We start from the raw sequence: 24,436 nt of genomic DNA on the forward strand, positions 1-24,436 counted from the left end.
TTAGGCGCAACTTACACGGTTAAGTTAGCACCCCCCACACTCTCAGGAGGACACCGTGAAGAGGCGCCGCACGGCCACGGTGACTGTCGTCGCGCTCGGCCTGCTGGCCGGTGCCTGTGCGACCAGCACTGCACCCAAGCAGGGGCAGGCCCCGGCGGAGGGCCCGGCCAACCTGACGTTCTGGATGACCGGGTCGGAGGACGAGGCCTTGGCCGTCCAGAAGGCCGCGGATCTCTACACCCGGACCCATCCCGACGTGAAGATCAAGGTCTCGGCGCTGAGTTGGGACGACGGCCACGCCAAGGTCCTGGCCGCGGCCACCAGCAAGACCGGCCCGGACATCGTCTCCGGTGGCCTGTCGTGGGGCATCGAGTTCGGAGCCCTCGGAGGCATGATCGATCTGCGCGACCACGGGCTGCCGGAGGCGATCAAGGCCAAGACTCAGCAGGGCGTCTGGGAGTCGATCACCTCGCGCGACGGCGCCGTGTACGGCACGCCGCTCGACATGACGGTGTACCTCACCTACTACCGCACGGATCTGCTGGAGAAGTCCGGCCTCAAGCCGCCGAAGACGTGGGAAGAACTGACCGCGGCCCTGGACAAGCTCAAGGCCGACGGCGTCAAGGTGCCCTACTCGATGGACTGGGGCAACATCGACTGGCTGCAGTACTTCAACTTCCTGCGTCAGGCCGGCGGCACTCTCTACACACCGGACTGCAAGCCCGCGCTCAACAACGACGCCGGCGTCACCGCGCTGACCTATTGGGCCGACCTCTACAAGAAGCACAAGGCGCCCACCCAGACGGCGGAGACCCCGGCGGCACTGGCCAACGGTGTGGCCATGGTGTCCGGTGGAAGCTGGCAGATCAAGGCCATCGACACCGCCCAGCCGAAGATCAAGGACAAGTGGGCCACCGCCCCGCTGCCCGTCGGCCCGGCCGGCGCTGGCGCCTTCATCGGCGGCCGTATCGCCGGCGTCATGTCCTACAGCAAGCACGCCGCCCAGGCCGCCGAATTCCTGAAGTCCCTCTACACCCCGGAGGCGGTCAAGGTGATCACCGACACCGCCGCCACCAGGGGTGTGCTGTGGATCTCGCCGCTCACCGACAACATCGCCAACCTTCCCGTGACGCCGGACCAGGTGGAGGCCATCAAGGCCGCCTTCGCCTCCGGGTACGGCCCGCCGAACTGCCCGGGCTGGGAGACCAGCCAGGCCGAGGTGACCAAGAAGCTGCAGGAGGTCATCTACGGCAAGGCCGAGCCCAAGGCCGCCCTGGACGCCGCCGCGAAGATCATGGAGCAGAACGCCGGCTGATCCGCCCCCGGCCGGTCGTCACCTGGCCCGACCGGCCCGTCCTCACCATCGAAAGGCGATCCGATGGCCACCAAGAGGGGCACTCTCACCTCCGTCGTGATGCTCCTGCCGTTCCTGGCGCTCTTCGCGGGCTTCCTGATCTGGCCGCTGATCAATTCGCTGTACTTGAGCCTCACCAAGTTCAACGGCGTCAGGCCGCCGGAGTTCGTCGGCCTGGCCAACTTCGCGCGCCTGCTGGAGGACGAGCGCTTCCTGCGGGCACTGTCCAACACGCTGGTCTACGTCCTGGCGGCGGTGGCGCTCACCACGACGTTCGCGCTCCTGCTCGCGCTGGCCTTCCGCGGCCAGGGCTGGGGCGACCGAATCATGCGCACCGTCTTCTTCCTGCCTTCCGTGACCTCGACGATCGCGCTGTTCCTGATGTGGCGCTGGATCTTCGCCGCGGAGGACTACGGCCTGGCCAACACGGTGTCCGGCTGGTTCGGCGGCGAACCGGTGGCCTGGCTGGCCACGCCGTCTCTGACGATCCCGATCATGGTGTTGATGGCCGCCTGGTCCGGCATGGGCTACGCGATGGTCATCTTCGTCGCCGGGATCAACACCATCCCGGAGGAGTACTACGAGGCCGCGCGGATCGACGGCGCCACTACCTGGCAGCAGTTCGCCGGCATCACCCTGCCACTGCTGCGCCCGGTCACCACCTACGTCGTGATCACCACGATGATCGCGGCCTTCCAGGTGTTCGAGGCGGTCTACATCGTGTTCCGTTCAGTCAGCAACGTCGGCGGCGTCATGGACTCCGGCCTCATGATCGTCCCCTACCTCTACGACCTGGGCTTCACCAAGTTCCAGCTCGGCTACGCCTCGGCGATCGCCTGGACGCTCTTCCTGGTCATCTTCGCCATCAGCCTGGTGCAACTGCGCCTCGGCCGGACCACGAAGGAGCTGGGATGACGGCCCTGCACCGGGCGGCCAAGCCTCGCACGCGCATCCGCTGGGCCAAGGCGCCGCTCTACCTGCTGGCGTTCACGATGATCGTGCCGTTCTACTGGATGGTGATCACCGCGTTCAAGCCGGTCTTCGAGATCACCCGCAACCCGCCCTCGTTCGTGCCGCAGAACCCGACGACCGTCGGCTTCAGCGACCCGGACTGGAATCCGGCGGCCGACAACCCCGGCCACGTGGCCGGGCTGTTCCAGCGTTTCACCGAGGTGGACCTCGGCTTCTGGCGCTTCGCGATCAACAGCGTGCTCATCGCCACCGTGATCACTGTGCTGGCGCTGCTGGCCGCCTCGCTGGCCGCCTACGTGATCACCAAGCACCGCGTCCCCGGCCGCCGGGTGATCTTCCTGATGATCCTCGGCTCGATGATGATCCCCTGGCAGGCCACGCTCGTCCCCAACTACCTGGTCGTGCGCAACCTCGGCTGGATCGACAGCTATCTCGGCTACGTCGTCCCGGCCATCCCCAAGGCGTTCGTCGTCTTCTTCCTCGTGCAGTACCTCCAGTCGATCCCGAACGACCTCATCGAGGCCGCCAGGATCGACGGCGCGGGGGAGTGGCGCATCTGGTGGCAGGTGGTCATGCCGCTGCTGCGGCCTGCGCTCGCCGCAATGTCGATCTTCGTGATGCTCAACGAGTGGAACAACTTCCTCTGGCCGTTGATCATCGTCGAGAGCGATCAGATGGCCAACCTGCCCGTGGCCCTGGCCAGGCTGAACTCCGCCTTCACCGGCGCCCAGCACATGGGCGTGATCATGACGGCCTCGCTGCTGGCCTCGCTGCCGACCGTCGTGTTCTTCCTGCTGTTCCAGAAGCACTTCACCCGTGGCATCGCGATGTCCGGCCTCAAGGGCTGACACCCGTCTCTAGGAGAAACCACGTTGAGCACTCACCGTCCGCTGCACGACGGCTGGACCCTCTCGGCCGTCTCGGAGGACGTCCGGATCACCGGCGTGCCTGCCGCCGTACCCGGCTGCGTGCACACCGACCTGCTGGCCGCGGGCTTGATCGAGGACCCCTACCTCGACGACAACGAGGATCGGCTGGGGTGGATCGGCCGCACGGACTGGCTTTACCGGACCGAGTTCATCTGGGCCGGCGACGGGCACGAGCACACCGACCTGGTCTGCGCGGGGCTTGACACCGTGGCCACGATCACGCTCAACGGCGTCGAGGTGGGCGGTACGGCCAACCAGCACCGCTCCTACCGCTTCCCGGTGCGGCACCTGCTGGTCGAGGGGGTCAACACGCTCCAGGTGCGGTTCGCATCGCCGTACGGCTACGCCGAGGCGAGACGGGCCGAGCTGGGCGAGCGGCCGGGGGCCTATGCCGAGCCGTACCAGTTCATCAGGAAGATGGCCTGCAACTTCGGCTGGGACTGGGGGCCCACGCTGGTCACCTCGGGCATCTGGCAGCCGATCGGGCTGGAGAGCTGGAGCGGGGCGCGGCTGGCGCAGGTCCGGCCGCTGGTGCACGGCGACGGCCGGGTCGAGGTGCACGTCGTCGTGGCGGGCACGGGCACGGTCTGCGCCGAGGTGGCCGGGGTGACGGTCTCCGCCGAGGTCGCGGGGGCGGGCGTGCTGCGGCTCCAGGTGCCCGAGCCGCGGCTGTGGTGGCCCCGCGGGTACGGCGAGCCGTACCGCTACGACCTGACCGTGCGCCTGGGCGAGCAGGTCGTGCGCAAGCGGATCGGCTTTCGCGACGTGCGCCTCGACCAGACCGGCGGCGCGTTCGCCCTCCAGATCAACGGCACGCCGGTCGCGGTGCGCGGCGTCAACTGGATCCCCGACGACTGCTTCCCCTCCAGGCTGACGCGCGACCGGCTGGCCACCCGGCTGACCCAGGCCGTCGAGGCCAACGTCAACCTGGTGCGGGTCTGGGGCGGCGGCCGCTACGAGAGCGACGACTTCTACGATCTGACCGACGAGCTCGGCCTGCTGGTGTGGCAGGACTTCCCGTTCGCCTGCGCGGCCTACCCGGAGGAGGAGCCGTTCGCGAGCGAGGTGGAGGCCGAGGCGCGCGAGCAGGTGGCGCGGCTCAGCGCCCGGCCGAGCCTGGTGCTGTGGTGCGGCAACAACGAGAACATCGAGGGCCATGAGGACTGGGGCTGGCGGGAGAAGCTGGGCGAGCTGTCGTGGGGCGCCGGGTTCTACTTCGACCTGCTGCCCAAGGTGGTCGCCGAGCTCGACCCGACCCGCCCGTACTGGCCGGGCAGTCCCTACTCGGGCGCTCCGGACCTGCCGCCGAACGACCCGGCGCGCGGCACGATCCACATCTGGGACGTCTGGAACCGCGAGGACTACACCCGCTACGCCACCTACCGGCCGCGCTTCGTCGCCGAGTTCGGCTTCCAGGGGCCGCCCACGTACGCGACGTTGCGCGAGGGGAGCACGCAGGAGCCGCCGGCCGGGCACCAGAAGGCGATCGACGGCGAGCAGAAGTTGCTGCGCGGCCTGGGCGAGCACCTGCCCCAGCCGCGCGACTTCGACGACTGGCACTATCTCACCCAGGTCAACCAGGCGCGCGCGGTCGCCTTCGGCATCGAGCACTTCCGCGCGCAACTGCCCGTCTGCATGGGCACGATCGTTTGGCAGCTCAACGACTGCTGGCCGGTCGTGTCGTGGGCGGCGGTGGACGGCGGCGGGCGGCGCAAGCCGCTGTGGTACGCGTTGCGCCGCGTATACGCCGACCGGTTGCTCACCGTGCGTGAGGGCGAAGTCGTCGTGGTCAACGACTCGGCCGAGGTCTGGTCCGGCGAGCTGGAGCAACACCGGCTGACCTTCGACGGCCGGACGCTGGCCAAGGGCAGTGTCGCTGTCGAGGTGCCGGCGCGGTCCACGGCCATGGTCCCGCTGCTCGGCGGCCCGGACGCCGACCTGGTGGCGATCACCCTGGGTGAGCGGCGTCGGCTGCACTTCTTCGCCGAGGACCTCCGGGCCGGCCTGCCGGTCGCCGCCTACGAGACGCGCGTGACCGCGGAGCCGGACGGGGTGGCGGTCACCGTCACCGCCCGGACCCTGCTGCGGGAACTGGCGCTCTTCCCCGACCGGCTCGACCCGGCGGCCACCGTGGACGAGCAGCTCGTCACGCTCCTGCCCGGCGAGTCGATCACCTTCCGCGTGGCCACCGAACGCGAGCTGGACCCGGCCGCCCTGGTCGGCCACCCGGTCCTGCGCTGCGTCAACGAGGCGAGACCATGACCGTGCCGGCACTGGATCTCGGCGGCACCAAGTTCGCTGCGGCGGCCGTCTCGGCCGATGGCGAGCTGCCGGCCCGCGCTGAGCTGCTGCTCGAACCCGCCGTGCCGGCCGAGCGGACGCTGCTGGACGTGATCGAGGCGATCACTCGGGTCGTGCCCGCCGAGTGCCTCGAAGCGGTCGGCGTGGGCTCGGCCGGGCCACTCGATCCGGCCGCGGGCACCGTCAGCCCGGTTGACATCCCGAGCTGGCGGGACTTCCCGCTCGTCAAGACGGTGGGGGAGACGCTGTCCGAGCGTGCGGTGCGCCTGGCCGGCGATGCCCGGTGCATGGCCCTAGGGGAGTGGTGGCGCGGCGGTTCCGGCACCGCACGCGCGATGCTCGGCTTGGTGGTCTCGACGGGAGTGGGCGGCGGCATCGTCCTGGACGTCCTGCCGTACACCGGGCCGACCGGCAACGCCGGGCACATCGGGCACATCGGCCACCTCGCCGCAGACCCCGGGGGACCGCCCTGCCCGTGTGGCGCGACCGGCTGCGTCGAGATCCACGCCGACGGTCCCAACATGGCAGCCTGGGCCCGCGACCAGGGCTGGGACGGGCGTGACGCCAAGCACCTGACGGCGGACGTGGTGGCTGGGAATGTCATCGCCACCCGGGCCTTCGAGCGCGCGACGAGGGCGCTCGCCAACGGCATCCTCCGCTCAGCCGTCCTGCTCGACCTCGACCACGTCGTCATCGGCGGGGGGCGTGGCCGCCGCAGGGCCGACTCTGTTCGGCCCGCTCAGGCGGGCGGTGGAGGAGTACGCGGATTCGGCTTCCTCCGCCGCCTGCGGGTGGGAGCCCACGCGCCTGGGCCGCGACGCCGGACTGCTCGGGGCCGCCGCTCTCGTCCTGAACCCGCCAAGGAGCACACCATGAAGCCCGCCGCGCTGACGGCGCGGCCGGGAACTGGCAGACCGACGCCGGGACCGTCGCGCCCGCGCGTGAACACGCCACCGACGGCGCCCGCAGCCTGCCTGGAGGTCATGGGAAGTTTTGACACTGTCGTCCGCGCCGGCCTCGCCGTGCGGTCATTTCTGCCGACGAATCAGGCTCGCTGTGATCCGCGCTGGTGAAGAGGCTGAACTCAATGGTGGATATCCTGGAATTATCTTGTCGTGAAGGGATCTGTGCAGGTAGAAGCAGTAGCTGTCTTTCTGGGGAAGCCTCCTTCTCGTGGGTGCATGGGGTCTGGGCCGAGGGCGACGTGTTTCGGGTCGAGCTTAATTTGGATCGGTCCATGATGGCCACCCAAATATCGCGTTGAATTAGCCTGACCTCTTGAAACTTAACTGGTTAAGAATTTCACTGGAGGTATGAACGCCCACCCCCCTGTAGCACGCGGCCCCATCGTGTGGGCCGTGGTCATCGCTCTGGTCGTCGCGGGAGCCGGACTCCTCGCGATTCGGCCCTCCGCGGCCGCCACCGCTCCGCCCGGGTTCGCCTACCGCTGCGGTGTGCACTTCTGTCTGGACGGCAAGACCTTCTTCTTCGCCGGCGCCAACACCTACGACCTCTTCACGTACGGCAGCGCCTCGGGCGACACCGAGACGCAGTACATGGACAAGGCCCGCATCGACGCCCATTTCGCCCGCCTCCAGGCGGACAAGGTGACCGTGCTGCGTACCTGGCTGTTCAACCACGAGAGCTGGCACGGCTTCGAAACGGAGAAGGGCGTCTACAACGAGCAGCAGTTCGCCCTGTTCGACTACGTCATCGAGTCGGCCAAGCGGCACGGCGTCAAGCTGCTGCCCGTCTTCGAGAACTACTGGGAGGCCTACGGCGGCATCGACACCCGGCTCCGGTGGGAGGGCCTGTCCGGCGGGCACCCCGGCCGCGCGGCCTTCTTTGACAAGACGCGCTGCGCCGGCTGCTTCACCTCCTACAAGAACTACGTCAGCTACGTGCTCAACCGGACCAACCACTACAGCGGCGTTAAGTACAAGGACGAGCCGGCCATCGTCGCCTGGGAGCTGATGAACGAGCCGCGCTACCAGGACGTCAGCCCCGAGGAGAACAAGTCCGGCCACACTCTGCGCAAGTGGGTCGACGAGATGGGCGCCTTCATCAAGGGCATCGACGCCAACCACCTGCTCGGCACCGGCCTGGAGGCACACGAGACGCGATTCGGCTTTGGCGGCGACGAGGGCAACCCCTTCGTCTACATCCACCAGTCGCCCTACATCGACTTCACCTCGGCGCACCCCTACCCGACCGAGCAGTGGGCCGATCTGAGCATCGAGGAGACCCAGGCGCTGGTACGCACCTGGATCCGCGAGTCGCACGACGGCATCGGCAAGCCGTTCTACCTGGGTGAGTTCAACGTGCACAACGTGGACCGCACGCTGTGGTGGAATGCGATCTTCCAGACCTTCGAGGCGGAGGGCGGTGACGGGACGGGATTCTGGTGGTATCAAGACCGGCAGATCGACGGCAAGTTCGGCGTCGCCCAGGGCGCTCCCGAACTGGCCGCCTTCCGCGCCCACTCCGACCGCCAGGTCGCCAGGAACGGCCCCGGCCCTTCGCCGACGGTCACCCCGACCGGGAGCCCGTCCCCGACGGTCACCCCGACGTCGAGCCCCACTCCCACGGTGACTCCCACGCCCTCCGCCTGCACGGTCTCGTACGGGCTGTCCGACTGGGGATCGAACTTCAACGCCGAGGTGACGATCCGCAACAACGGCGCCGTTGCGATCAGCGGCTGGACGTTGCGGTTCGCCTTCCCGGCCGCGCAGACGATCAACAGCGTCTGGAACGCCAAGGCCACGCAGTCGGGCCGGCAGGTCACCGTGACCAACGAGTCCTGGACCTCGAACATCGCTGCCGGCGGCACGGTGAGCTTCGGCCTCAATGGTTCCTCGGTCCAGGGCACCAACGGCGTCCCCGAGACCTTCACCCTCAACGCCATCCCCTGTGCGGTGGCGAGGTAGACGTCGGAGATGCTGCCGCTTCCCTGGGTTCTTCACCGTCAACGCGAAGATCCCAGGGAAAGCAGCGTATGACGGGGTGGGTCGCCCAACGGCAGCATGCCATCATGACGACGGAGCTCCTGGCAACCTGCGCGTAATCTGATCGGCGACCATTGGTGCCGCCTCCGCTGCGGCAGTTCGGCGACCTGTCTCGGAGTGAGTGCGGAGGAGTCGGCGGGGTTGTGAAGAGTGCCGGTCAAGCTGCCAGTCAACGAGTGGTTGCATCTTGGGGAAGGAAGCGATCACCGAGTAGGTGGACCACGGTGATCTCATCGAGTCGCCTGGAGGCGAGCGCGACGCTGACGGGCGGGCGTGACCGCGCCATGCCTCAGGCCGAGCGCCACGCCAGCGACAGCCGGGCCGCGACATCGAACCCCGGCCCATCGGCAGGCTCGACGACGACGTGATCGAGAAGCAGGCCACGGCCGGCACCCGCACGCGCGCCGCCACGCGTACCAGGCCGCAACCGCACCCACCGCAGGTCACCAGCCCGGCGAGGCTCAGGTCGGCGCGCCAGCCGTACTCAGCTGTCGTCTCCTCGCGGCCGGGAGCGCGGCGATGGGTCGCCGTTGATTGCCCCTCCTCCGCCGCATGTCGATTGGCCTCGGCCATCTCCTCAAACGAGCTGTACAAGGCAGACCAGCCGGGGCGAGGGTCCGACACCATGTCAGGCGGGCGGTCGAAGCGATCGCGAGACCGACCCGCAGACTGTTGCGGCCCTCGACCGCCAGCCACCCGGCACAGGCCAGATCATCGCCGGTGGCCGGCTCGCCCGAGTGACAACCGAACAGCGGGGCGTCCAGTTCAGCGCGTCCATGCTCGGAGCGGCAGATGACGCGCATGGTGTCGAACTGCTCCGTAAGGCTCCGGGCGATGCGTCGCGCCGGAAGGGGCCCGGGCCGCAGGGAGCCTGACGGTGCTTGAGCGGGTCCACTTTCGCCGGATCCGAGGCGAGGCGCTCAGGAGCGGGAGGGCCGGCGGCCGTCACCCGTGGACGGGGCCGCCACGGCCGGGGTGTCGAACCCGGCCACCAGGCCGCCGGCGGTCACCAGGCCGCCGGCGGTCACCAGGCCCGCGGTCAGGACGACCGCCGTCTGCGGCCGACATGGTTGTTGTTAGGCACGTCGAACTCCGTTCGAGAGGGGTTGGCGCGAATTCTCCGGTAAGCGCTTTCCGTCCCTTTGGTGCGAGTCAAGCACATGCTTCGGCGGCGGGAGAAGGCGCGAGACCTCGAAGGCTGCAAACGCACGCAGCGATCTCGCAGAAGGGCATGCAGGTGTGACATGGCGCGTGGACATGAGGCGCAGGTCACGGACGTTTCCCGGGCTTCAGCCCCTTGCGCGGATGCCGGATTTGTCCGATGTAACTTTCACGGCTGCGGGCTCGTGCGGTCGCCTCTTTACAGGCATGGCGGCGCGTGCTTAACTCTGCCCAACTCTCCGGAAAGCGCTTGCCCACCTGTTTAACCGCTGCGAGCACCAGAAGGAGAGATGACGATGAGACGAGCGACCGCATGGCGGCTCAACACGGCGCTGGCCACAGCGGCCGTCGTGGGCCTGGGCCTGATCGGCGTGGCGCTACCGGCATTCCAGGCGTCGGCCGCCGCGGGCGGCGCCACCGGCTTCGCGACCGGCAACGGCGGCACCACCGGCGGCGCCGGAGGGTCCACGGTACGCGCCACCACGGGCACCGCGATCCACCAGGCCCTGTGCAGCAGAGCCAGCAGCTCCACCCCGATCGTCATCCAGGTCGAGGGCACCATCAACCACGGCAACACGACCAAGGTGTCGGGCCCGAGCTGCAACACCAACAGCGGCCTGATCGAGCTCAAGCAGATCAGCAACGTCACGATCGTCGGGGTCGGCAGCGGCGCCGTCTTCGACCAGCTCGGCATCCACATCCGCGAATCCAGCAACATCATCGTCCAGAACGTGACCGTCAGGAACGTCAAGAAGGCGGGCTCCCCCACCTCCAACGGCGGCGACGCCATCTCCATGGAGAGCGATGTGCGCAACGTCTGGGTCGACCACGTCACCCTGGAGGCCTCGGGCGGCGAGGACGAGGGCTTCGACGGCCTGTTCGACATGAAGGACAACACCCAGTACGTCACCCTGTCGTACAGCGTCCTGCGCAACTCCGGGCGCGGCGGGCTGATCGGGTCGAGTGAGAGCGACCTGTCGAACAGCTACATCACCTTCCATCACAACCTGTACGAGAACATCGACTCCCGTGCGCCGCTGCTGCGCGGCGGCATCGCGCACATGTTCGACAACCACTACGTGAGCCTCAACAAGTCCGGCATCAACTCCCGGGCCGGGGCGCGCGCCAAGGTGGAGAACAACTACTTCGAGGACTCCAAGGACGTCCTCGGCACCTTCTACACTGACGAGCTGGGCTACTGGCAGGTCGCCGGCAATGTCTTCGACAACGTGACCTGGTCCGCGCCCGGCGCCGAGAACCACCCGGCAGGCCCCGACACGCGCTCCACCATCACCGTCTCCATCCCCTACTCCTACAGCCTCGACCCGGCGAACTGCGTGCCGGACGTCGTCCGCCGGACCGCGGGCGCGGGCAAGGGCCTGCAGGTGTCGGACGGCAGCTGCACGCCGACGACCCCGACGGCCACTCCCACCGGCCCCACCGCGACGCCGACGAGCACGCCGACGACCGGCCCCACCCCCGGCGGGACCAACCTCAGCATCGGCGCCGGCTCCGACGGCTCCAGCAAGGCCGACGGCACCAGCTACGCCAACGTCCGCGACGGCGACCTGAGCACGTACTGGTCGCCGAACGGCACGACCGGCGACATCTCGATCAAGTGGAGCTCCGCCAGGACGGTGTCCGCGATCGTCATCCGCGAGGCGTCCGGCTCGTCGGGGACCATCGGGTCCTGGCAGGTCCTCAACGGCGGCACCGGCGCGGTGCTGAAATCCGGCACCGGAGCGGGCGTGATCACGTTCTCCCCGGTCTCGCTGAGCAAGATCACCTTCAGGATCGCCAGCGCGACCGGCGCCCCGAAGGTCGCCGAGTTCGAGACGTACACCGCCTGACCGCCTCCGCCCGTGGGCCCCTGCGCTCACGGGCGCTGCGTGCGATCATGAGGCGTGACGATGGAAGACCCTCTCCGTCTGCTGCGCCGCCTGCGGCTCGGCAGGGAGGAGTACTGCCAGCGCCTCATGACCATGCTGATCCTCGACGGCCCCTATCCGGCGTGGAACAGCCGGAACAGGCCGTCGTCCCGTGGCGTCCGGTTCCTGCGGTCACTCGACGTGTTGTCGTTCGGCGGGGGCGACGAAGGGCGTCCGGACCGCCACATCCGCGCCGACCTCGGCGAGGGTCTGGGCGGGCGGCTCATCCGTACGGGCGACGCCGCGTACATGCGGATGGCGGGAGAGGAGCCCGCGCCCGGCAAGCCCTGGGAGAAGATCACCGCGGAGCGCGAGCCGTACAACCTGTTCGTCCTCGGCATGGTGACGGGCGAGGCCATGAAGCTGGTCGACAGCCACCGGGTGCACGGGATGCTCGCCGCCCGGGGGCAGGTGAGCGGCCCGGTCTCCGAGGGCGGGCTCGACCGCTACACGGTCGCGGTGGACGTGCGGGCGGCACTCGACGGGCTGGACCTCGCCGCGTTCCTGGACGTGTACGACCCGCTGTCGGCCATGCAGGACACCGAGGACGAGTACGAGCGGGTACGGGCCGGCGATCCGGCGGCGCAGGCGCGGCTGCGCGGCAGGCTGATCGAGGAGTTCGGGGAGCGGGCGACGTACGAGCTGTGGATCGACGGCGAGGATCGACGGCGAGGGGCGGCCGGTGCGGGAGCGGCTCACCGCCGTGACGCCTGTGGAGGTCGTGTTCTCCCATTGGGACGCCACGGCGGTGAGCGCTCCACCGGCCGATCAGGTCATGGTCAGGTGAGGTGGATGTAGTCGAGTTCGGCGTAGCCGGTGCCGCCGGTGAAGTACGGGGAGCCCTTGGCCAGGCGGATCACGTTGTAGCCGGCCTTGAGAGTGACCGTGGTGCTGACGGTGGCGCCGAACTGGCCCCAGCCGGCGGTCGGCGGGTAGCTGACCGTGGTCCAGGGGCCGCCGTTGTAGGCGAGGCCCTGGGTGGCGGTGGCGCCGGTGCCGTTGGCGTAGCCGATCGTCATCGTGTACGCCCGCGCCGCCGGCACGTTGACGACGAAGTCGACGTAGCTGTCGGTGCGGGGCGTGCCCGAGTTGTCGATGCGGCCCACGTAGCCGCCGGCGGACGCGCTGGGGGCGGTCAGCCTCTGGGCGCGGAACACCGAGGCGTTCTCGGCCTCGTAGCGCTGCTGGTAGGCGGGCACGCCGGAGGCGGGTTCGACGACGAGCTGGTACGCGCTGCCGGCGACCATGCCGGGCACCGAGACGCTGAGCTGGCCGCCGCTGACCGTGCGGGTCGTGGTGGACAGCGGGGTGGGGGCGGCGACGGCGGTGAAGCGGCCGCTCGCGGGGGTGGACAGGAGCGTGACGCGGACGCTGGAGCCGAGCGCGCCGAGGCCGGTCAGGTTGACGGTGTTGGTGCCGGCCTCGTTGCCGAGGACCACGTTGACGATCTTGCGGGTGGGGTCGTAGGCCGCGAAGCCGTCCAGGCCGGTGGTCGTGGTGGAGGTGGTGGTGACCATGTTCCCGGCCATGTCGCCGTACCACTTGTACAGCCACCAGGTGCCGGTCGGCTGGGTGTTGTTCACGACCAGGCCGTTCATGGTGCCGTACTCGTACCAGAAGGCGCGGTGGGCGGACTCGACGCCGCCGCGTTCGAGCTTGGCGACGTAGCTGGCGATCGACCCCGGTACGTCCACCTCGCCGGTGGTGGCGTACTCGTTGACGGAGATGCGGCGCGGGCTGATGCCGAGCGAGGACTCCAGGTTGCGGTAGTCGGCGATGTCGGCGGCGATCCTGGAAGGGCCGCTCAGCTCGTGCCAGCAGATGATGTCGGGCAGCGTCCCGGTGTCCCTGGCGTGGGTCAGGAACGACTGCATCCAGGAGCGGCTGTAGACGGCGGTGCTCGGGCCGACGATCGGCGTCTGTGCGTCGAGGGCGCGGACCGCCCGGTACGTTCGGGTCCATCCGTCGTTGAAGGAGCCCGCGGCGGCGGTGTTCCAGGTCCAGTCAGGCTCGTTCCAGAGCTCCCAGCCGATCACGTTGGTGACCGTCGTGGCCGACAGGCGGGCGTTGACCATGGTGGTGACCTTGGCCAGCCAGTCGTCCCAGCTCACCCACCTGTAGGGGAAGTCGGGGTAGATGTCGGGCATGCGGATGAACTCGCCCGCTCCGGCGCGCGTGGCCTGCGGGGCGACCAGGAGCGCGTCGCCGCCGGGCGGCTGGCCGTTCGGCTTCTGGCCGACGCCGGGGGCGGGCTGGGTCAGCGAGTTCACCCTGAGCGGTAACAGGGTGGAGTCGGCCGGGCGGGAGTTCTCGGCGAGCCCGTACAGGCCGCCGGCGGCGACGTGGGTGACCGGCCGGAACGGGCGGCCGACGTCGACGGTGAGCGTCGCGCCGGCCGCGGCGGCCGGGGGTGAGACGGCCGCCAGGGTCGCGGCGGCCACCGCGACGGCGAGGGCGACAGCCCTGGTTCTGTGCATCGTTCTGCCTCCTTGTGCTGGTGATGCGAGACGTGGGCAGGACCGGCCCCCGATGCCGTTCGGCCCTTGCCGTGCCCGGCGTCCCGGGGCGGGACGCCGGCCGAGTCATGAGGACGAGGGCAGCCAGACGCGCATGCCGGACGGGCCGCGCCGCGCCCACGAGTGGTACGGCCGCAGCGGCACGTCGAACCCCTCGCCGCCCGAGCCGTCCGGGCCGGTTTCGGCGTCGGGGATGAGCCACGCGGCGTGCGGGCGGGTGGCGGTGTAGGGCCAGCCGGCGTCGGGCCTCGCCGGGGAGCGGCCGGTGACGCGGCCGCCGCGCGGGTCGGGCAGCGGGCCGCCGCGCGTGTCGATCACCAGGGCGTCGAGCAGGGCGGGGTCGGGGAGGTCGTGGGACTCGACGCACAGCACCTCGGGACCGCGCTCGACCGCGACGCACCCGCGTACGGCGTCGACCCGCGGGTCGGGCCAGGTGAACCGGGGACGCATGGGCAGTTCGAGCGTGACGACGTCCCCGGCGCGGAACGCCCGCCGCACGCTCGCCGTGCCCGGGGCGGCCGGGCGGGCGCGGCCGTCGTCGGTGAGTGTGGCGCCTTCGGCCCAGGCGGGGACGCGCAGCGACAGCGTCCAGGGCGCGGCGGCGTCCTCGGTGATACGGACGCGGATCGTGCCGTCGGCCGGGTACCGGGTCTCGACCTCGGCGGCCACCCGCCTGCCGTCCGGCAGGTCCGCGGCGATGACGCAGGGGGCGTACTGGTGGATCTGGAGTCCGTCGTCGTCGGTCGTGGCGAGGTAGCCGTCCAGGGCGGCGAGGGTCCGCGCGACGTTCGTCGGGCAGCAGGAGACGTCGAACCAGGCGGCGCGCACGCCCGACTCGGCGCGCGGGCTGACCCCGCCGTCGTCGGCGGGGCGGCCGGGGGTGCGCTGGTGGAGGGGGTTGGCGTAGAAGAACGCCCGGCCGTCGTCGGCCGGGGACGCGGCGACGACGTTGTAGAGCGTGCGCTCGATCAGGTCCGTGTACCGCACGTCGCCGGTGGCAAGGTGCAGCCGCCAGGACACCATGATCGAGGCGACCCCGGCGCAGGTCTCGCAGTAGGCCCGGTCCGGCGGCAGCTCCCAGTCCTCGCCGAAGCCCTCGTCCTGGTGGCGCGAGCCCATACCGCCGGTGATGTACGTGCGGCGCGCGACCGAGCGGTCCCACTGCCGCCGCACCGCGTCCAGCAGCTCGTCGTCGCCGTGCTCGACCGCGACGTCCACGGCCGCGGCGCTGAGGTAGAGCACCCGTACGGCGTGGCCGCGCCACACGTCGGCCTTCCGGATCGGGACGTCGTCCTGGAAGTAGGCGCGGCCGAGCGGGATGTCGCCGAGCCTGCCGTGACCGCGCCGGTCGAGGAACAGGCGGGCCTGCTCGACGTAGCGTTCCTCGCCGAGCGCGCGGCCGAACTCGGCGAGGCCGACCTCGATCTCCGGGTGACCGCACAGGCCGTCCCTGCCGCCGGGGCCGAACGCGCGGCAGACGTGGTCGGCGGCGCGGCGGGCCAGGCGTACGAGCTCGTCCTCGCCGCGCGTGCGCAGGCGGGCGACGGCGGCCTGGAGCAGGTGGCCGGTGTTGTAGAGCTCGTGGCCGTGTTCGAGGTCGCTGTAGCGCGGCGGCTGGTCGCCGTGGCCGAAGCAGGTGTTGAGGTAGCCGTCCGGGTCCTGGGCGCGGCCGATGCGCGCGGTGAGCCGCTTGAGCGCGCTCTCGGCCCCCTCGTCGCCCGTGCGGAAGCTCTCCCAGGCCAGGGCCTCCATGAGCTTGTAGACCTCGGAGTCGGAGAACGGCCAGCCGGGCCGGTCGGGGGCGGTCGTGCCGTCGGCGACGCGGTCGAAGTTCGCCAGCCAGCCGAGGCGTTCCATCCAGGTCTCGCAGTGGGCCAGGGTCGCCGCGGCGTTCACGGCCTGGCGTCCGCCCCAGAACCCGCCCGTGACGGAGACCTGCGCGAGCCCGAGGGGGCGTACCGGCCCCCGGGACGGGAGCACGGGCACGGGGTGGGCGGCCGTCGGGCCAGGTGTCATGTCGTGTGCCTTTCGCAAGATGACGCTCAGTCCTTCACCGCGCCCGCGGTGACCCCGGCGGCGATGTAGCGCTGCGCGAGGACCAGGAGGAACGCGGCGGGGACGGACGCGATCACGGCGGTCGCCATGATCGAGTTCCATTGGGTGGTGTTGTTGCCGATGTAGCGGAAGATGCCGAGCGTGATCGGGATCGTGTCGCTGTTGCGGTTGAGGGTGGAGGCGAAGATGAAGTCCGACCACGCCCACAGGAACGAGAAGAGCGACACGGTGATCACGGAGTTCCTGCTGAGCGGCAGGATGATGGAGCGGAACGTGCGCCAGGTGCCGGCCCCGTCGATCTCGGCCGCCGACATGAGCTCCTTGGGGATGCCCGCCATGAACGCGCGGAACAGCAGCACCGCGAACGGCACGGCCAGCGTCGAGTCCGCGACGACCAGCCCCGCGACGGTGTTGAGCAGGCCGAGCCTGATGTAGATCGCGTAGAAGCCCATGGCCATCACGACCGCGGGGATCATCTGGGCGACCAGCAGCAGGAAGTCGATGGCGCGGGCGCCGAGCGGGCGCAGCTTGGCCAGCGCGTACCCGGCGGGCAACGCCACGACCAGGGTGAGCGCGACGGTTGCGAGGCCGATGAACAGGCTGGTCGCGAGCGCGGGCAGCTGCTGGCCGAACGCCGCGGCGTACCCCTCGAACGTCGGGTCCCAGGGGAACCAGTGGGGCGGGTCGGCGCGCATGTCGCCGGTCCTGGTGAGCGAGACGTTGACCATCCAGTAGACCGGGAAGAGCATGACGCCCGCCAGGACGACGCCCACGACGGTCTTCCACGCTCTCATGCGGTCTCCTTCCGCAGGCGCACGTGCAGCAGCCCGGCGGCGAACGCGATGAGGATGAGCAGGTTGCCGACCGCCGCCGCAGGGGAGAAGTCGGGCTGCCCGGTGCCGAACGCCTCCCGGTAGGACCAGATGGCGAGCGTCGTGGAGGCGTCGGCCGGCCCGCCCCTCGTCATGATCCAGATGATGTCGACGACCTTCAGCGTGTAGATCAGGCCGAGCAGCAGCGTGATCGCCGACACCGGCCGCAGCAGCGGGAACGTGATGCGGCGGAAGCGCTGCCAGGCGTTGGTGCCGTCCAGGCCGGCGGCCTCGTACAGCTCGGGCGGGATGTTCTGCAGGCCGGCGTACAGGATGACCAGGTTGAACGGGACGCCCAGCCAGATGTTGGCGACCGTGACCGCGAGCAGCGCGGTGTCGGGCGAGGTCAGCCAGTTGATCTGGCCGATCCCGAACGCGCCGAGGAAGGCGTTGACGATGCCGTTGTCGCTGTTCAGCATCCACGACCAGGTGGAGGCCGACACGATCAGCGGCAGCAGCCACGGCACGAGGAACATCGCCCGCAGCACCGCGCTCAGCCGGAAGCTCCGGTGGAAGAAGACCGCGAGCGCGAGGCCGATCGCGTACTGGAAGGCGATGGACACCAGCGTGAACAGCGCGGTGGAGCCGAGGGCCGTCAGGAAGGTGTCGTCGGAGACGATGTCCAGGTAGTTCTTGAGCCCGGTGAACTCCGCGTCGCCCCGTACGAACGCGCGCGGCGTGTAGTCGTGCACGCTGAGCTCGACGTTGCGGTAGAGCGGGTAGGCGTAGAAGAGGGCCAGGTAGACGAGCAGGGGCGTAAGGAAGGCGAGGGCCGTCCAGCGCCGGGCCGGGCTCGGGCGGGAGCGCCGGCGCCCGGCGGCGGAGCGGGCCGCCACCGGGCGGCGGGCCGTGACGACCGCGCCGTTACGAGGTGAGCTCATGAGCGGTCCGGTTCAGCCGCGGACGGCCTGCTCGGCCTTGGCCTGCGCTTCCTTCAGCGCGTCGGCGGGCGAGGCGGAGCCGCTCAGCGCCTTCTGCACCCCGGTCCACATGGCCTCGGAGATCTTCGGGTACGCGGTGCCGAGGTTGTCGCTGGTGCGTCCCTTGGCCGACCGGACGGCCTCGACCCACGGCTTCAGGGCCGGCTCCTTGGCCAGGATCGCCTGCTGGCCCTCGGCTGTGGAGGGGATGTAGTACGCGAAGGTCGTACCCGTTTCGACCAGGCCCTCGGGGGTGGTCATGCATTCGAGGATCTTCTTGGTGGCCGCGTACCGCTTGGTGTCCTTCTGGACGGGGACCGTGATGAACTCGCCGCCGGTCGGTGTCGGGGCGGCGCCGCCGTCCTTGGCCGGGATCTGCACGACGCCCGTCGGGAAGCCCGCCTTCGCGGCGCTGTTCACCTGCCAGGTGCCGTTCTCGGCGAAGCCGAACTCGCCGGTCAGGAACTCCTCCCAGGTGGTGTTCTGGGAGTTGCTGAGCACCGAGTTGGGCGCGATGCCGTCCTTGACCCAGGAGTTCCACAGCTCCAGCGCCTGCACGGCCTGCGCCGAGTCGAGCCGGGTGAGCTGCCCGCCCGCGCCCCAGAACCAGGGCAGGAACTGGAACGATCCCTCCTCGGTGCCGATGGCGGCGAACGTGATCGGCTTCTTGCCCGCGGCCTTGACCTTCTTCAGTGCCGCGTTCAGCGAGGCCCAGTCCTTGATCGAGGCGGGGTCGACCCCAGCCTTGTCCAGGATGTCCTTGTTGTAGTAGAGCGCGAGGGTGTTGGCGCCGATGGGGACGCCGTACGTCTTGCCGTCGAGCTCGCCAGCGGCGATGAGGTTCTTGTCGAACCGGTTCACATCGAGGCCGAAGTCGGCCATCGTGGTCAGGATGCCGGCGTCGGCGAGGGTCGAGACGGCGGGGTTGTCCAGCAGGATGACGTCGGGCGCGTTGCCCTCCTGCCCGGCCAGCAGGGCCTGGTTGGTCAGAGCGGTGGTGTCGTAGGCGGTGCGCTTGACGATGACGCCGGCCTCTTTGGCGCAGGCGTCCACGCGCTTAGCCCAGGCGGAGGCGGCGTCGTGCTGGGGGTAGGGGTCCCACCAGGTGTACGCGCCGCCGACGGCGGTCGTGCCGCCGCCGGGCGGCGTGGAGGCGCAGGCGGCGAGGGCGGACAGGGTCAGAACGGCGGTTCCGAGGACCACCGCCCGCGTGGGAAGCGATGAACGGGTCATTCCGAGATCTCCATTGTTAGCGCTCACATCGAGCGGCGTCGAACGGGTGCTGGGCTGGGGCACGGCCTCAGGGAGCGGCCGGGCGCGGGGGTGCGGTGCTCGCGAGCGAGACCAGTTCGGGCGAGATGAAGCGCACGACGAACGGCTCGCGCCGGGCCGCGGAGGACTCCACCCGGCGGACGAGCTGGCGCACCGCCATCGAGCCGAGGCGGTCGGGCGCGCTCTCGATGAAGGAGTAGGGCAGGGAGAAGGTCGCGGCGAACTCGGCGGAGTAGCGCCCGATGACGGACAGGTCCTCCGGCACCCGCAGGCCGCGCTGGTGGGTGACCGACGGCAGCGCCGCTGCCACCGCCTCGTTGTTGATCAGCAGGCCGGTCGCCGCCGGGTGGGCGTCGAGCAGGCCGTTGAGCAGCCGTCCGACAGCCGGCTGCCGGGACTCGCCATAGACGGCGTGCAGGGTGACGCCGAGCAGGCGGGCCCGTTCGAGCGCCGCGTCGCGCAGCCGCCAAACGTACGCGCCTCCGCGCTCGACCACGTGCTCCGGCTGCGATACCAGGATGAGCTCGCGGTGGCCAAGCCGGTGGAGGTGGTCCACCATGACCCGGCCTGCCTCCTCGAAGTCGAGGTCGAACACGTCGAGGCCGGAGCAGTCGCCGGGCAGGCCGACGAGCGCACCCGGCTGCGGGGCGGCCCGCAGGATGGGCAGGCGCGCGTCCTCCTGCGCGATGTTCATCAGGACGACGCCGTCGACCATGCGCGAGTCGGTGATCCTGCGCAGCGCCCGCGCACCGTCGGCCTCGGTGACGAGGAGGGTGTCGTAGCCCTGGTCGCGGGCAGTGTCGGTGACGCCCAGGATGTACTGCATCATGGCCGGCGCGAACTCGTCCTCGTGGAACTGCGCGAGCAGGCCGAGCACCTTGGTCTGGGAGGTGGCCAGGGCGCGGGCGCCGGCGTTCGGTGTGTAGGCGAGAGCCTCGGCCGCCGCGAGGACGCGCTGCCGGACCTCGTCGGAGATGGGCCGCTTGCCGGACAGGGCGTAGGACGCCGTGCTGCGGCTCACCCCGGCCTCCCGGGCCACGTCGCCGATCGTCGCCATGCTGCGTCCTCTCGCCTTTGCCGAACCGGCTCCGGTCTCGTCGGGCCGACCACTCGTTTGTCGAACCGGTTCGACGATGAGGTGGCAGCTCGCTCTCTTCGTCTCGCTGTCTCGCCGTCCGTACCGAGGTGAAATTGGTGGTGGAGAAGCAGGCGACCGTGGCGGCAATCCGCTCGTGCCGCCGCATTCGGCGAACCGGTTCAACGATGTGGCACGACTTTGGCTCACCGCTCGCCCGCCGTCAAGTGCTCGCCATCCGGGCGATACCGGATCGTAACCACGATCCGCTGTGAGGCGGCCGGCCTCGGGCACGGCGGGGGAGGCGTCGAAGCGGCGAACCTGGTAGTGGTCCAGGCCGGTCTCGTTCTTGGCGTTGGGGGTCAGGCTGCGCCGGGCCAGCAGCCAACGCTGATAGCCGGGCTCGACCTCGAAACGCACCGACCCCGGTGCCAAGTCATACAGCCGTTCGCCTTTGGCGCCGCGGCCGCAGGAGCGGCGCTTCCACGCCTGGGCGGGAGCCTGGGCGGTGGCGGTGTCGGCGCGATCCCCGTCCCGGTCGGTGCCGACCCATTGGCTCTTGGGCACCGCGACCACGTAGCTGAGGCGGTGTTCTTCCAGGAAACGCCGGAACTTGAAGTCCAGGCCGTGTCCTCCCACGGCGTGGCACGGTCGACGTGGTGCATCTGGTAAAGGTCGACGTGGTCGGTCTGCAGGCGGCGCAGGCTCGCCTCGCAGGCGCGGCGGATGTGGTGGGCCGACAGGTATTTGTCGTTCCGTCCGAGCCCCATCGGCTGGTAGACCTTGGTCGCCAGGACGATCCGGTCCCGGCGGCCGCCCTGGGAGAGCCAGCGGCCGATGATCTCCTCGGAGAGGCCGTACCCCTGGTCCATGTCCGGCCTCTGGGGGCCGCCGTAGACGTCGGCGGTGTCGAAGAAGTTGATGCCCGCCTCCACCGCGGCGTCCATGATCTGGAAGGCGGTTGGGTTCGTCGGTCGCGTCGCCGAAGTTCATCGTGCCCAGGGCGAGCCGGCTGACGCGCAGCCCGCTGCGGCCCAGGTGCTCGTAGTCCATGTCGATCCTCTTCAGGGTGCTTGGCGGGTGGCGGCCGGCGTCGCGGTGTAGTCGGCGTCGGTGACGTGCTCCAGCCAGGCGGTGTCGTCGCCTTCCCACAGGGCCAGGTGGGTCATGAAGTGGCCGGGGGCGGCGCCGTGCCAGTGCTCCTCGCCCGGCGGCGTCCAGATGACGTCGCCCGGATGGGCCTCGATCAGCCGGCCGCCGCGGGACTGGATCAGCGCGACGCCTTCGACGATGAACAGCGTCTGGCCGAGGCCGTGGGAGTGCCAGGCGGTTCGGGCGCCGGGCGCGAACCTGACCATGTTCGCGCGGGATCGGGACGGGTCCTCGCCGCGGTGGATGACGTCGAACCAGACGTCCCCGGTGAACCATTCGGCTGGTCCCTTGGTGGTCGGTGGCTGCTTCAGCAGTTCCATGGTCGTTCCTTCTCGTGGTCGGTGATCTCTTGCGAAGGGATGGGGGCCGTCAGGGGCGCAGCAGGGTCTTGACGGCGCGGCGTTCATCCATCGCCCGGTAGCCGTCGGCGGCGTCCTCCAGCGGGAGTTCGAGGTCGAAGACCTTGCCGGGGTCGATCGCGCGGTTCCAGATCAGGCCGATGAGCTCGGGCAGGAAGCGGCGTACCGGGGCCGGGCCGCCGTGCAGGTGCACGCCGGAGAAGAACAGCTCCTCGCCCGGCAGCTCGACGTCGTGGGAGACGCCGACGTAGCCGACGTGGCCGCCGGGCCGGGTGGAGCGGATGGCCTGCATCATCGACTCCTGGGTGCCGACGGCCTCGATGACCGAGTGCGCGCCGAGCCCGCCGGTCAGCTCCTTGAGCCGGGTGACGCCCTGGTCGCCGCGTTCGGTGACGATGTCGGTGGCGCCGTACTCGACGGCGAGCTTCTGCCGGTCGGCGTGGCGGCTGAAGACGACGATGCGCTCGGCGCCGAGCCGCCCGGCGGCCAGGACGCCGAGCAGCCCCACCGCGCCGTCGCCCACGACGGCGACCGTCTTGCCAGGGCCGGCCTCGGCGGCGACCGCGGCGAACCAGCCGGTGCCCAGCACGTCGGAGGCGGCCAGCAGGCTCGGGACGAGGTCGGCGTCCGGCATGGCGGGGGTGGCGACCAGGGTGCCGTCGGCCAGCGGGATGCGGGCGTACTGGGCCTGGGTGCCGATCGCGCCGATCGGTTCGGCGTGCACGCAGCGGGACTGGTAGCCGGCCCGGCAGATCTCGCAGGTGTTGTCGGAGGCGAAGAACGACCCGACCACGAAGTCCCCGACCTTGATCGTTTCGACCTGGTCGCCGGTCTGCTCGACGACGCCGACGTACTCGTGTCCCATCGGCACCGGCTCGTCTGACTTGTCCACGCCCCGGTAGGGCCACAGGTCAGAGCCGCAGACGCACGTCGCGGTGATGCGGATGACCGCGTCGGTGGGCTGGACGATCCGCGGGTCGGGACGGTCCTCGACGCGCACGTCGCGCGGTCCGTGCAGAACTGCTCCACGCATGAGTGGTGTCTCCTTCGAGTGTTGGGTGACGGCGGCGGATCAGCGGACTCCGTCGAGCGTCGAAGGCCCGACGCCCAAGGTGCCTCGCCGGCCGGTGGCCAGATGTCGCGGCCGAACCGGCGCCGGCAGCGTCCCGCACGGTTCCCCAGCAGAGGAGGCATTTCCCCCGGTAGGTGAGGCATGAACAGGCGAGAGGAACTCTTTCCCGGCATTTAGCCCGGCGTCCGCACGACGTGCTCACCGCGTCGGCGCGGCGGCGAGCTCGGGTTCGGCGGCCGGGGACGGCCGCGCCGTCCGGGCGCGATGCCGGGGGCTGAGAGCGGCGCAGGCCGCCAGCGCGAGCGCGATCGAGACGACGGTGACGATCCCGAGCGGCAGCATGCCGTCCGCCCCGGCCAGGCCGACGAAGGGAGCGGCGACACCGCCGAAGGCGAAGCGGGCCATGCCAAGGAGCGAGGAGGCGGTGCCCGCCATATGCGGGTATCCGGCCAGGGCCAGCGTGGTGGCGGGCGGGGTGGTGGCGGCCACGCCGCTGACCATGATCAGCAGCGAGACGATCACCACGGCCAGCGGCAGCGTCCACAGCCCGGCGGCCAGCAGGCCGAGCGCGCCGAGTGCGCACATGGCCAGGCCCACGGCCAGGGTGCCGCGCACGCTCCACCGCTCGCTGCTACGCCCGGCCAGGTAACCGAAGACCATGAACCCGGCCGAGTTCAGCCCGAAGGCGAGCGCGTACTGCTGCGGCGACAGGCCGTAGACGCCCTGCAGGACGTAGGTGGCCCCGGCCAGGTAGGCGAACAGGGCGGCGTTGACGAACCCCTGCAGCAGCACCGCGCCGGTGAAGACGCGGTCGGCCAGCAGGGTGCGGAAGTCGCGGCCGGTTCGGGCGAACCCACCCGTCGTACGGCTCGTCTGGGGCAGCGTCTCGCGGTAGCCGAAGGCGATGAGCGCCAGGATGAGCGCGCCGATCACCGCCAGGAACGTGAACAGTCCGCGCCAGTCGGTGACCCGGGCCAGCTGGCCGCCCACCAGCGGTCCCACGATGGCGGCCAGGCCGCCGAGCACGGTCATGCGGCCGTAGTAGCGGATGAGCTTCCCGCCGGAGTAGAGGTCACGTCCCGCCGCCTGCGCGATCACGATGCCCGCGCCCCCGGCGAGCCCCTGGACCAGCCGGGCGGCGACGAGCGTCTCGATGCTCGGGCTGAGCGCGCACAGCAGCGAGGTCGCGACGTAGGCGGCCACGCCGACGTACAGAGGCCGGGCGCGGCCGAACCGGTCCGACAGCGGCCCTGCGACGAGCTGCCCCAACGCCAGCCCGATGAGGCAAGCGGTGACGGTCAGTTGCGCCATCGACGTCGCCGCGTTCAGCTCGTCCGTCAACGCGGGCAGAACCGGCAGGTACAGATCCATCGAGATGGGACCGAACACGGTCAACAGGAGCAACAGCGTGGGCAACAGCCGGGAGACCGGCTGCGACGTGGATGGAGATTGATTGAGCACTACTCCAGGTCAAAGGGCCCCGGCGGCAGGGC

Annotated in this window: 19 protein-coding genes; 9 read left to right on the plus strand and 10 right to left on the minus strand. The window is 70.2% G+C overall.

The features are described 5' to 3' along the window. Positions 1-55: 55 nt before the first annotated feature. The 8 genes from ACIBQ6_RS19480 (at position 56) to ACIBQ6_RS19515 (ending at position 12,448) form a co-directional block, all read left to right on the plus strand. Complete coding sequence (locus ACIBQ6_RS19480; RefSeq protein ID WP_352321240.1) at positions 56-1,315, plus strand: extracellular solute-binding protein; 1,260 nt, start codon at positions 56-58, stop codon at positions 1,313-1,315. Between the two features lie 63 nt (positions 1,316-1,378). Then, positions 1,379-2,269 carry a carbohydrate ABC transporter permease gene (locus ACIBQ6_RS19485; RefSeq protein WP_397213363.1) on the plus strand — a complete coding sequence of 297 codons (891 nt, stop codon included), beginning with the start codon at positions 1,379-1,381 and terminating at the stop codon, positions 2,267-2,269. Then, a complete protein-coding gene (locus ACIBQ6_RS19490; protein WP_397213365.1) occupies positions 2,266-3,174 on the plus strand; it encodes a carbohydrate ABC transporter permease in 909 nt (302 codons plus the stop codon). Before ACIBQ6_RS19485 ends, ACIBQ6_RS19490 begins: the two co-directional genes overlap by 4 nt. 24 nt (positions 3,175-3,198) lie before the next feature. After that, complete coding sequence (locus tag ACIBQ6_RS19495; protein WP_397213367.1) at positions 3,199-5,517, plus strand: glycosyl hydrolase 2 galactose-binding domain-containing protein; 2,319 nt, start codon at positions 3,199-3,201, stop codon at positions 5,515-5,517. Then, positions 5,514-6,629, plus strand: coding sequence for an ROK family protein (locus ACIBQ6_RS19500; RefSeq protein WP_397213369.1), 1,116 nt, complete (start codon positions 5,514-5,516; stop codon positions 6,627-6,629). Before ACIBQ6_RS19495 ends, ACIBQ6_RS19500 begins: the two co-directional genes overlap by 4 nt. Positions 6,630-6,914: 285 nt before the next feature. After that, a complete protein-coding gene (locus ACIBQ6_RS19505; RefSeq protein WP_397213371.1) occupies positions 6,915-8,483 on the plus strand; it encodes a cellulose binding domain-containing protein in 1,569 nt (522 codons plus the stop codon). A gap of 1,535 nt (positions 8,484-10,018) precedes the next feature. Further along, positions 10,019-11,572, plus strand: coding sequence for a polysaccharide lyase family 1 protein (locus tag ACIBQ6_RS19510; protein ID WP_397213373.1), 1,554 nt, complete (start codon positions 10,019-10,021; stop codon positions 11,570-11,572). 60 nt (positions 11,573-11,632) lie between these two features. Beyond that, complete coding sequence (locus tag ACIBQ6_RS19515; RefSeq protein ID WP_397213375.1) at positions 11,633-12,448, plus strand: hypothetical protein; 816 nt, start codon at positions 11,633-11,635, stop codon at positions 12,446-12,448. Here ACIBQ6_RS19515 and ACIBQ6_RS19520 read toward each other — a convergent pair. The 6 genes from ACIBQ6_RS19520 to ACIBQ6_RS19545 form a co-directional block, all read right to left on the minus strand. Next, positions 12,430-14,127: a hypothetical protein gene (locus ACIBQ6_RS19520; RefSeq protein ID WP_397213377.1), complete on the minus strand. Its 1,698-nt coding sequence runs from the start codon at positions 14,125-14,127 to the stop codon at positions 12,430-12,432. The genes ACIBQ6_RS19515 and ACIBQ6_RS19520 overlap by 19 nt on opposite strands. A 105-nt stretch (positions 14,128-14,232) precedes the next feature. Next, positions 14,233-16,182 (minus strand): glycoside hydrolase family 127 protein, encoded by a 1,950-nt coding sequence (locus tag ACIBQ6_RS19525; RefSeq protein ID WP_397213379.1) that lies wholly within the window; start codon positions 16,180-16,182, stop codon positions 14,233-14,235. A gap of 26 nt (positions 16,183-16,208) precedes the next feature. Further along, entirely contained in the window at positions 16,209-17,015 is an 807-nt protein-coding gene (locus tag ACIBQ6_RS19530) for a carbohydrate ABC transporter permease (RefSeq protein ID WP_352321223.1), read from the minus strand. Next, positions 17,012-17,974, minus strand: coding sequence for a carbohydrate ABC transporter permease (locus ACIBQ6_RS19535; RefSeq protein WP_397213381.1), 963 nt, complete (start codon positions 17,972-17,974; stop codon positions 17,012-17,014). The genes ACIBQ6_RS19530 and ACIBQ6_RS19535 overlap by 4 nt, the downstream gene beginning before the upstream one ends. Before the next feature lie 12 nt (positions 17,975-17,986). Then, positions 17,987-19,246: an extracellular solute-binding protein gene (locus tag ACIBQ6_RS19540; protein ID WP_397213383.1), complete on the minus strand. Its 1,260-nt coding sequence runs from the start codon at positions 19,244-19,246 to the stop codon at positions 17,987-17,989. A gap of 67 nt (positions 19,247-19,313) precedes the next feature. Then, on the minus strand, positions 19,314-20,342 hold the full coding sequence (locus tag ACIBQ6_RS19545) for a LacI family DNA-binding transcriptional regulator (protein ID WP_397213385.1): 1,029 nt from the start codon (positions 20,340-20,342) through the stop codon (positions 19,314-19,316). 137 nt (positions 20,343-20,479) lie between these two features. Between ACIBQ6_RS19545 and ACIBQ6_RS19550 the strand changes: the two genes are divergently transcribed. Continuing rightward, the gene (locus ACIBQ6_RS19550; RefSeq protein WP_397213386.1) at positions 20,480-20,635 is read left to right on the plus strand and encodes a hypothetical protein; all 156 of its coding nucleotides are present in this window, start codon (positions 20,480-20,482) and stop codon (positions 20,633-20,635) included. Positions 20,636-20,722: 87 nt separating this feature from the next. Here ACIBQ6_RS19550 and ACIBQ6_RS19555 read toward each other — a convergent pair whose 3' ends face one another. The 4 genes from ACIBQ6_RS19555 to ACIBQ6_RS19570 all read right to left on the minus strand — a co-directional run bounded on the left by ACIBQ6_RS19555 (position 20,723) and on the right by ACIBQ6_RS19570 (position 24,404). Further along, positions 20,723-21,307: an aldo/keto reductase gene (locus tag ACIBQ6_RS19555; RefSeq protein ID WP_397213387.1), complete on the minus strand. Its 585-nt coding sequence runs from the start codon at positions 21,305-21,307 to the stop codon at positions 20,723-20,725. Between the two features lie 117 nt (positions 21,308-21,424). After that, complete coding sequence (locus tag ACIBQ6_RS19560) at positions 21,425-21,832, minus strand: cupin domain-containing protein (protein ID WP_352321216.1); 408 nt, start codon at positions 21,830-21,832, stop codon at positions 21,425-21,427. Between the two features lie 49 nt (positions 21,833-21,881). Further along, the gene (locus ACIBQ6_RS19565) at positions 21,882-22,904 is read right to left on the minus strand and encodes a zinc-dependent alcohol dehydrogenase family protein (RefSeq protein ID WP_352321215.1); all 1,023 of its coding nucleotides are present in this window, start codon (positions 22,902-22,904) and stop codon (positions 21,882-21,884) included. A gap of 237 nt (positions 22,905-23,141) precedes the next feature. Continuing rightward, entirely contained in the window at positions 23,142-24,404 is a 1,263-nt protein-coding gene (locus tag ACIBQ6_RS19570) for a multidrug effflux MFS transporter (protein ID WP_397213388.1), read from the minus strand. Between the last annotated feature and the right edge of the window lie 32 nt (positions 24,405-24,436).

It is taken from the genome of Nonomuraea sp. NPDC049655 (genome assembly GCF_044465465.1).
GTDB lineage: Bacteria > Actinomycetota > Actinomycetes > Streptosporangiales > Streptosporangiaceae > Nonomuraea.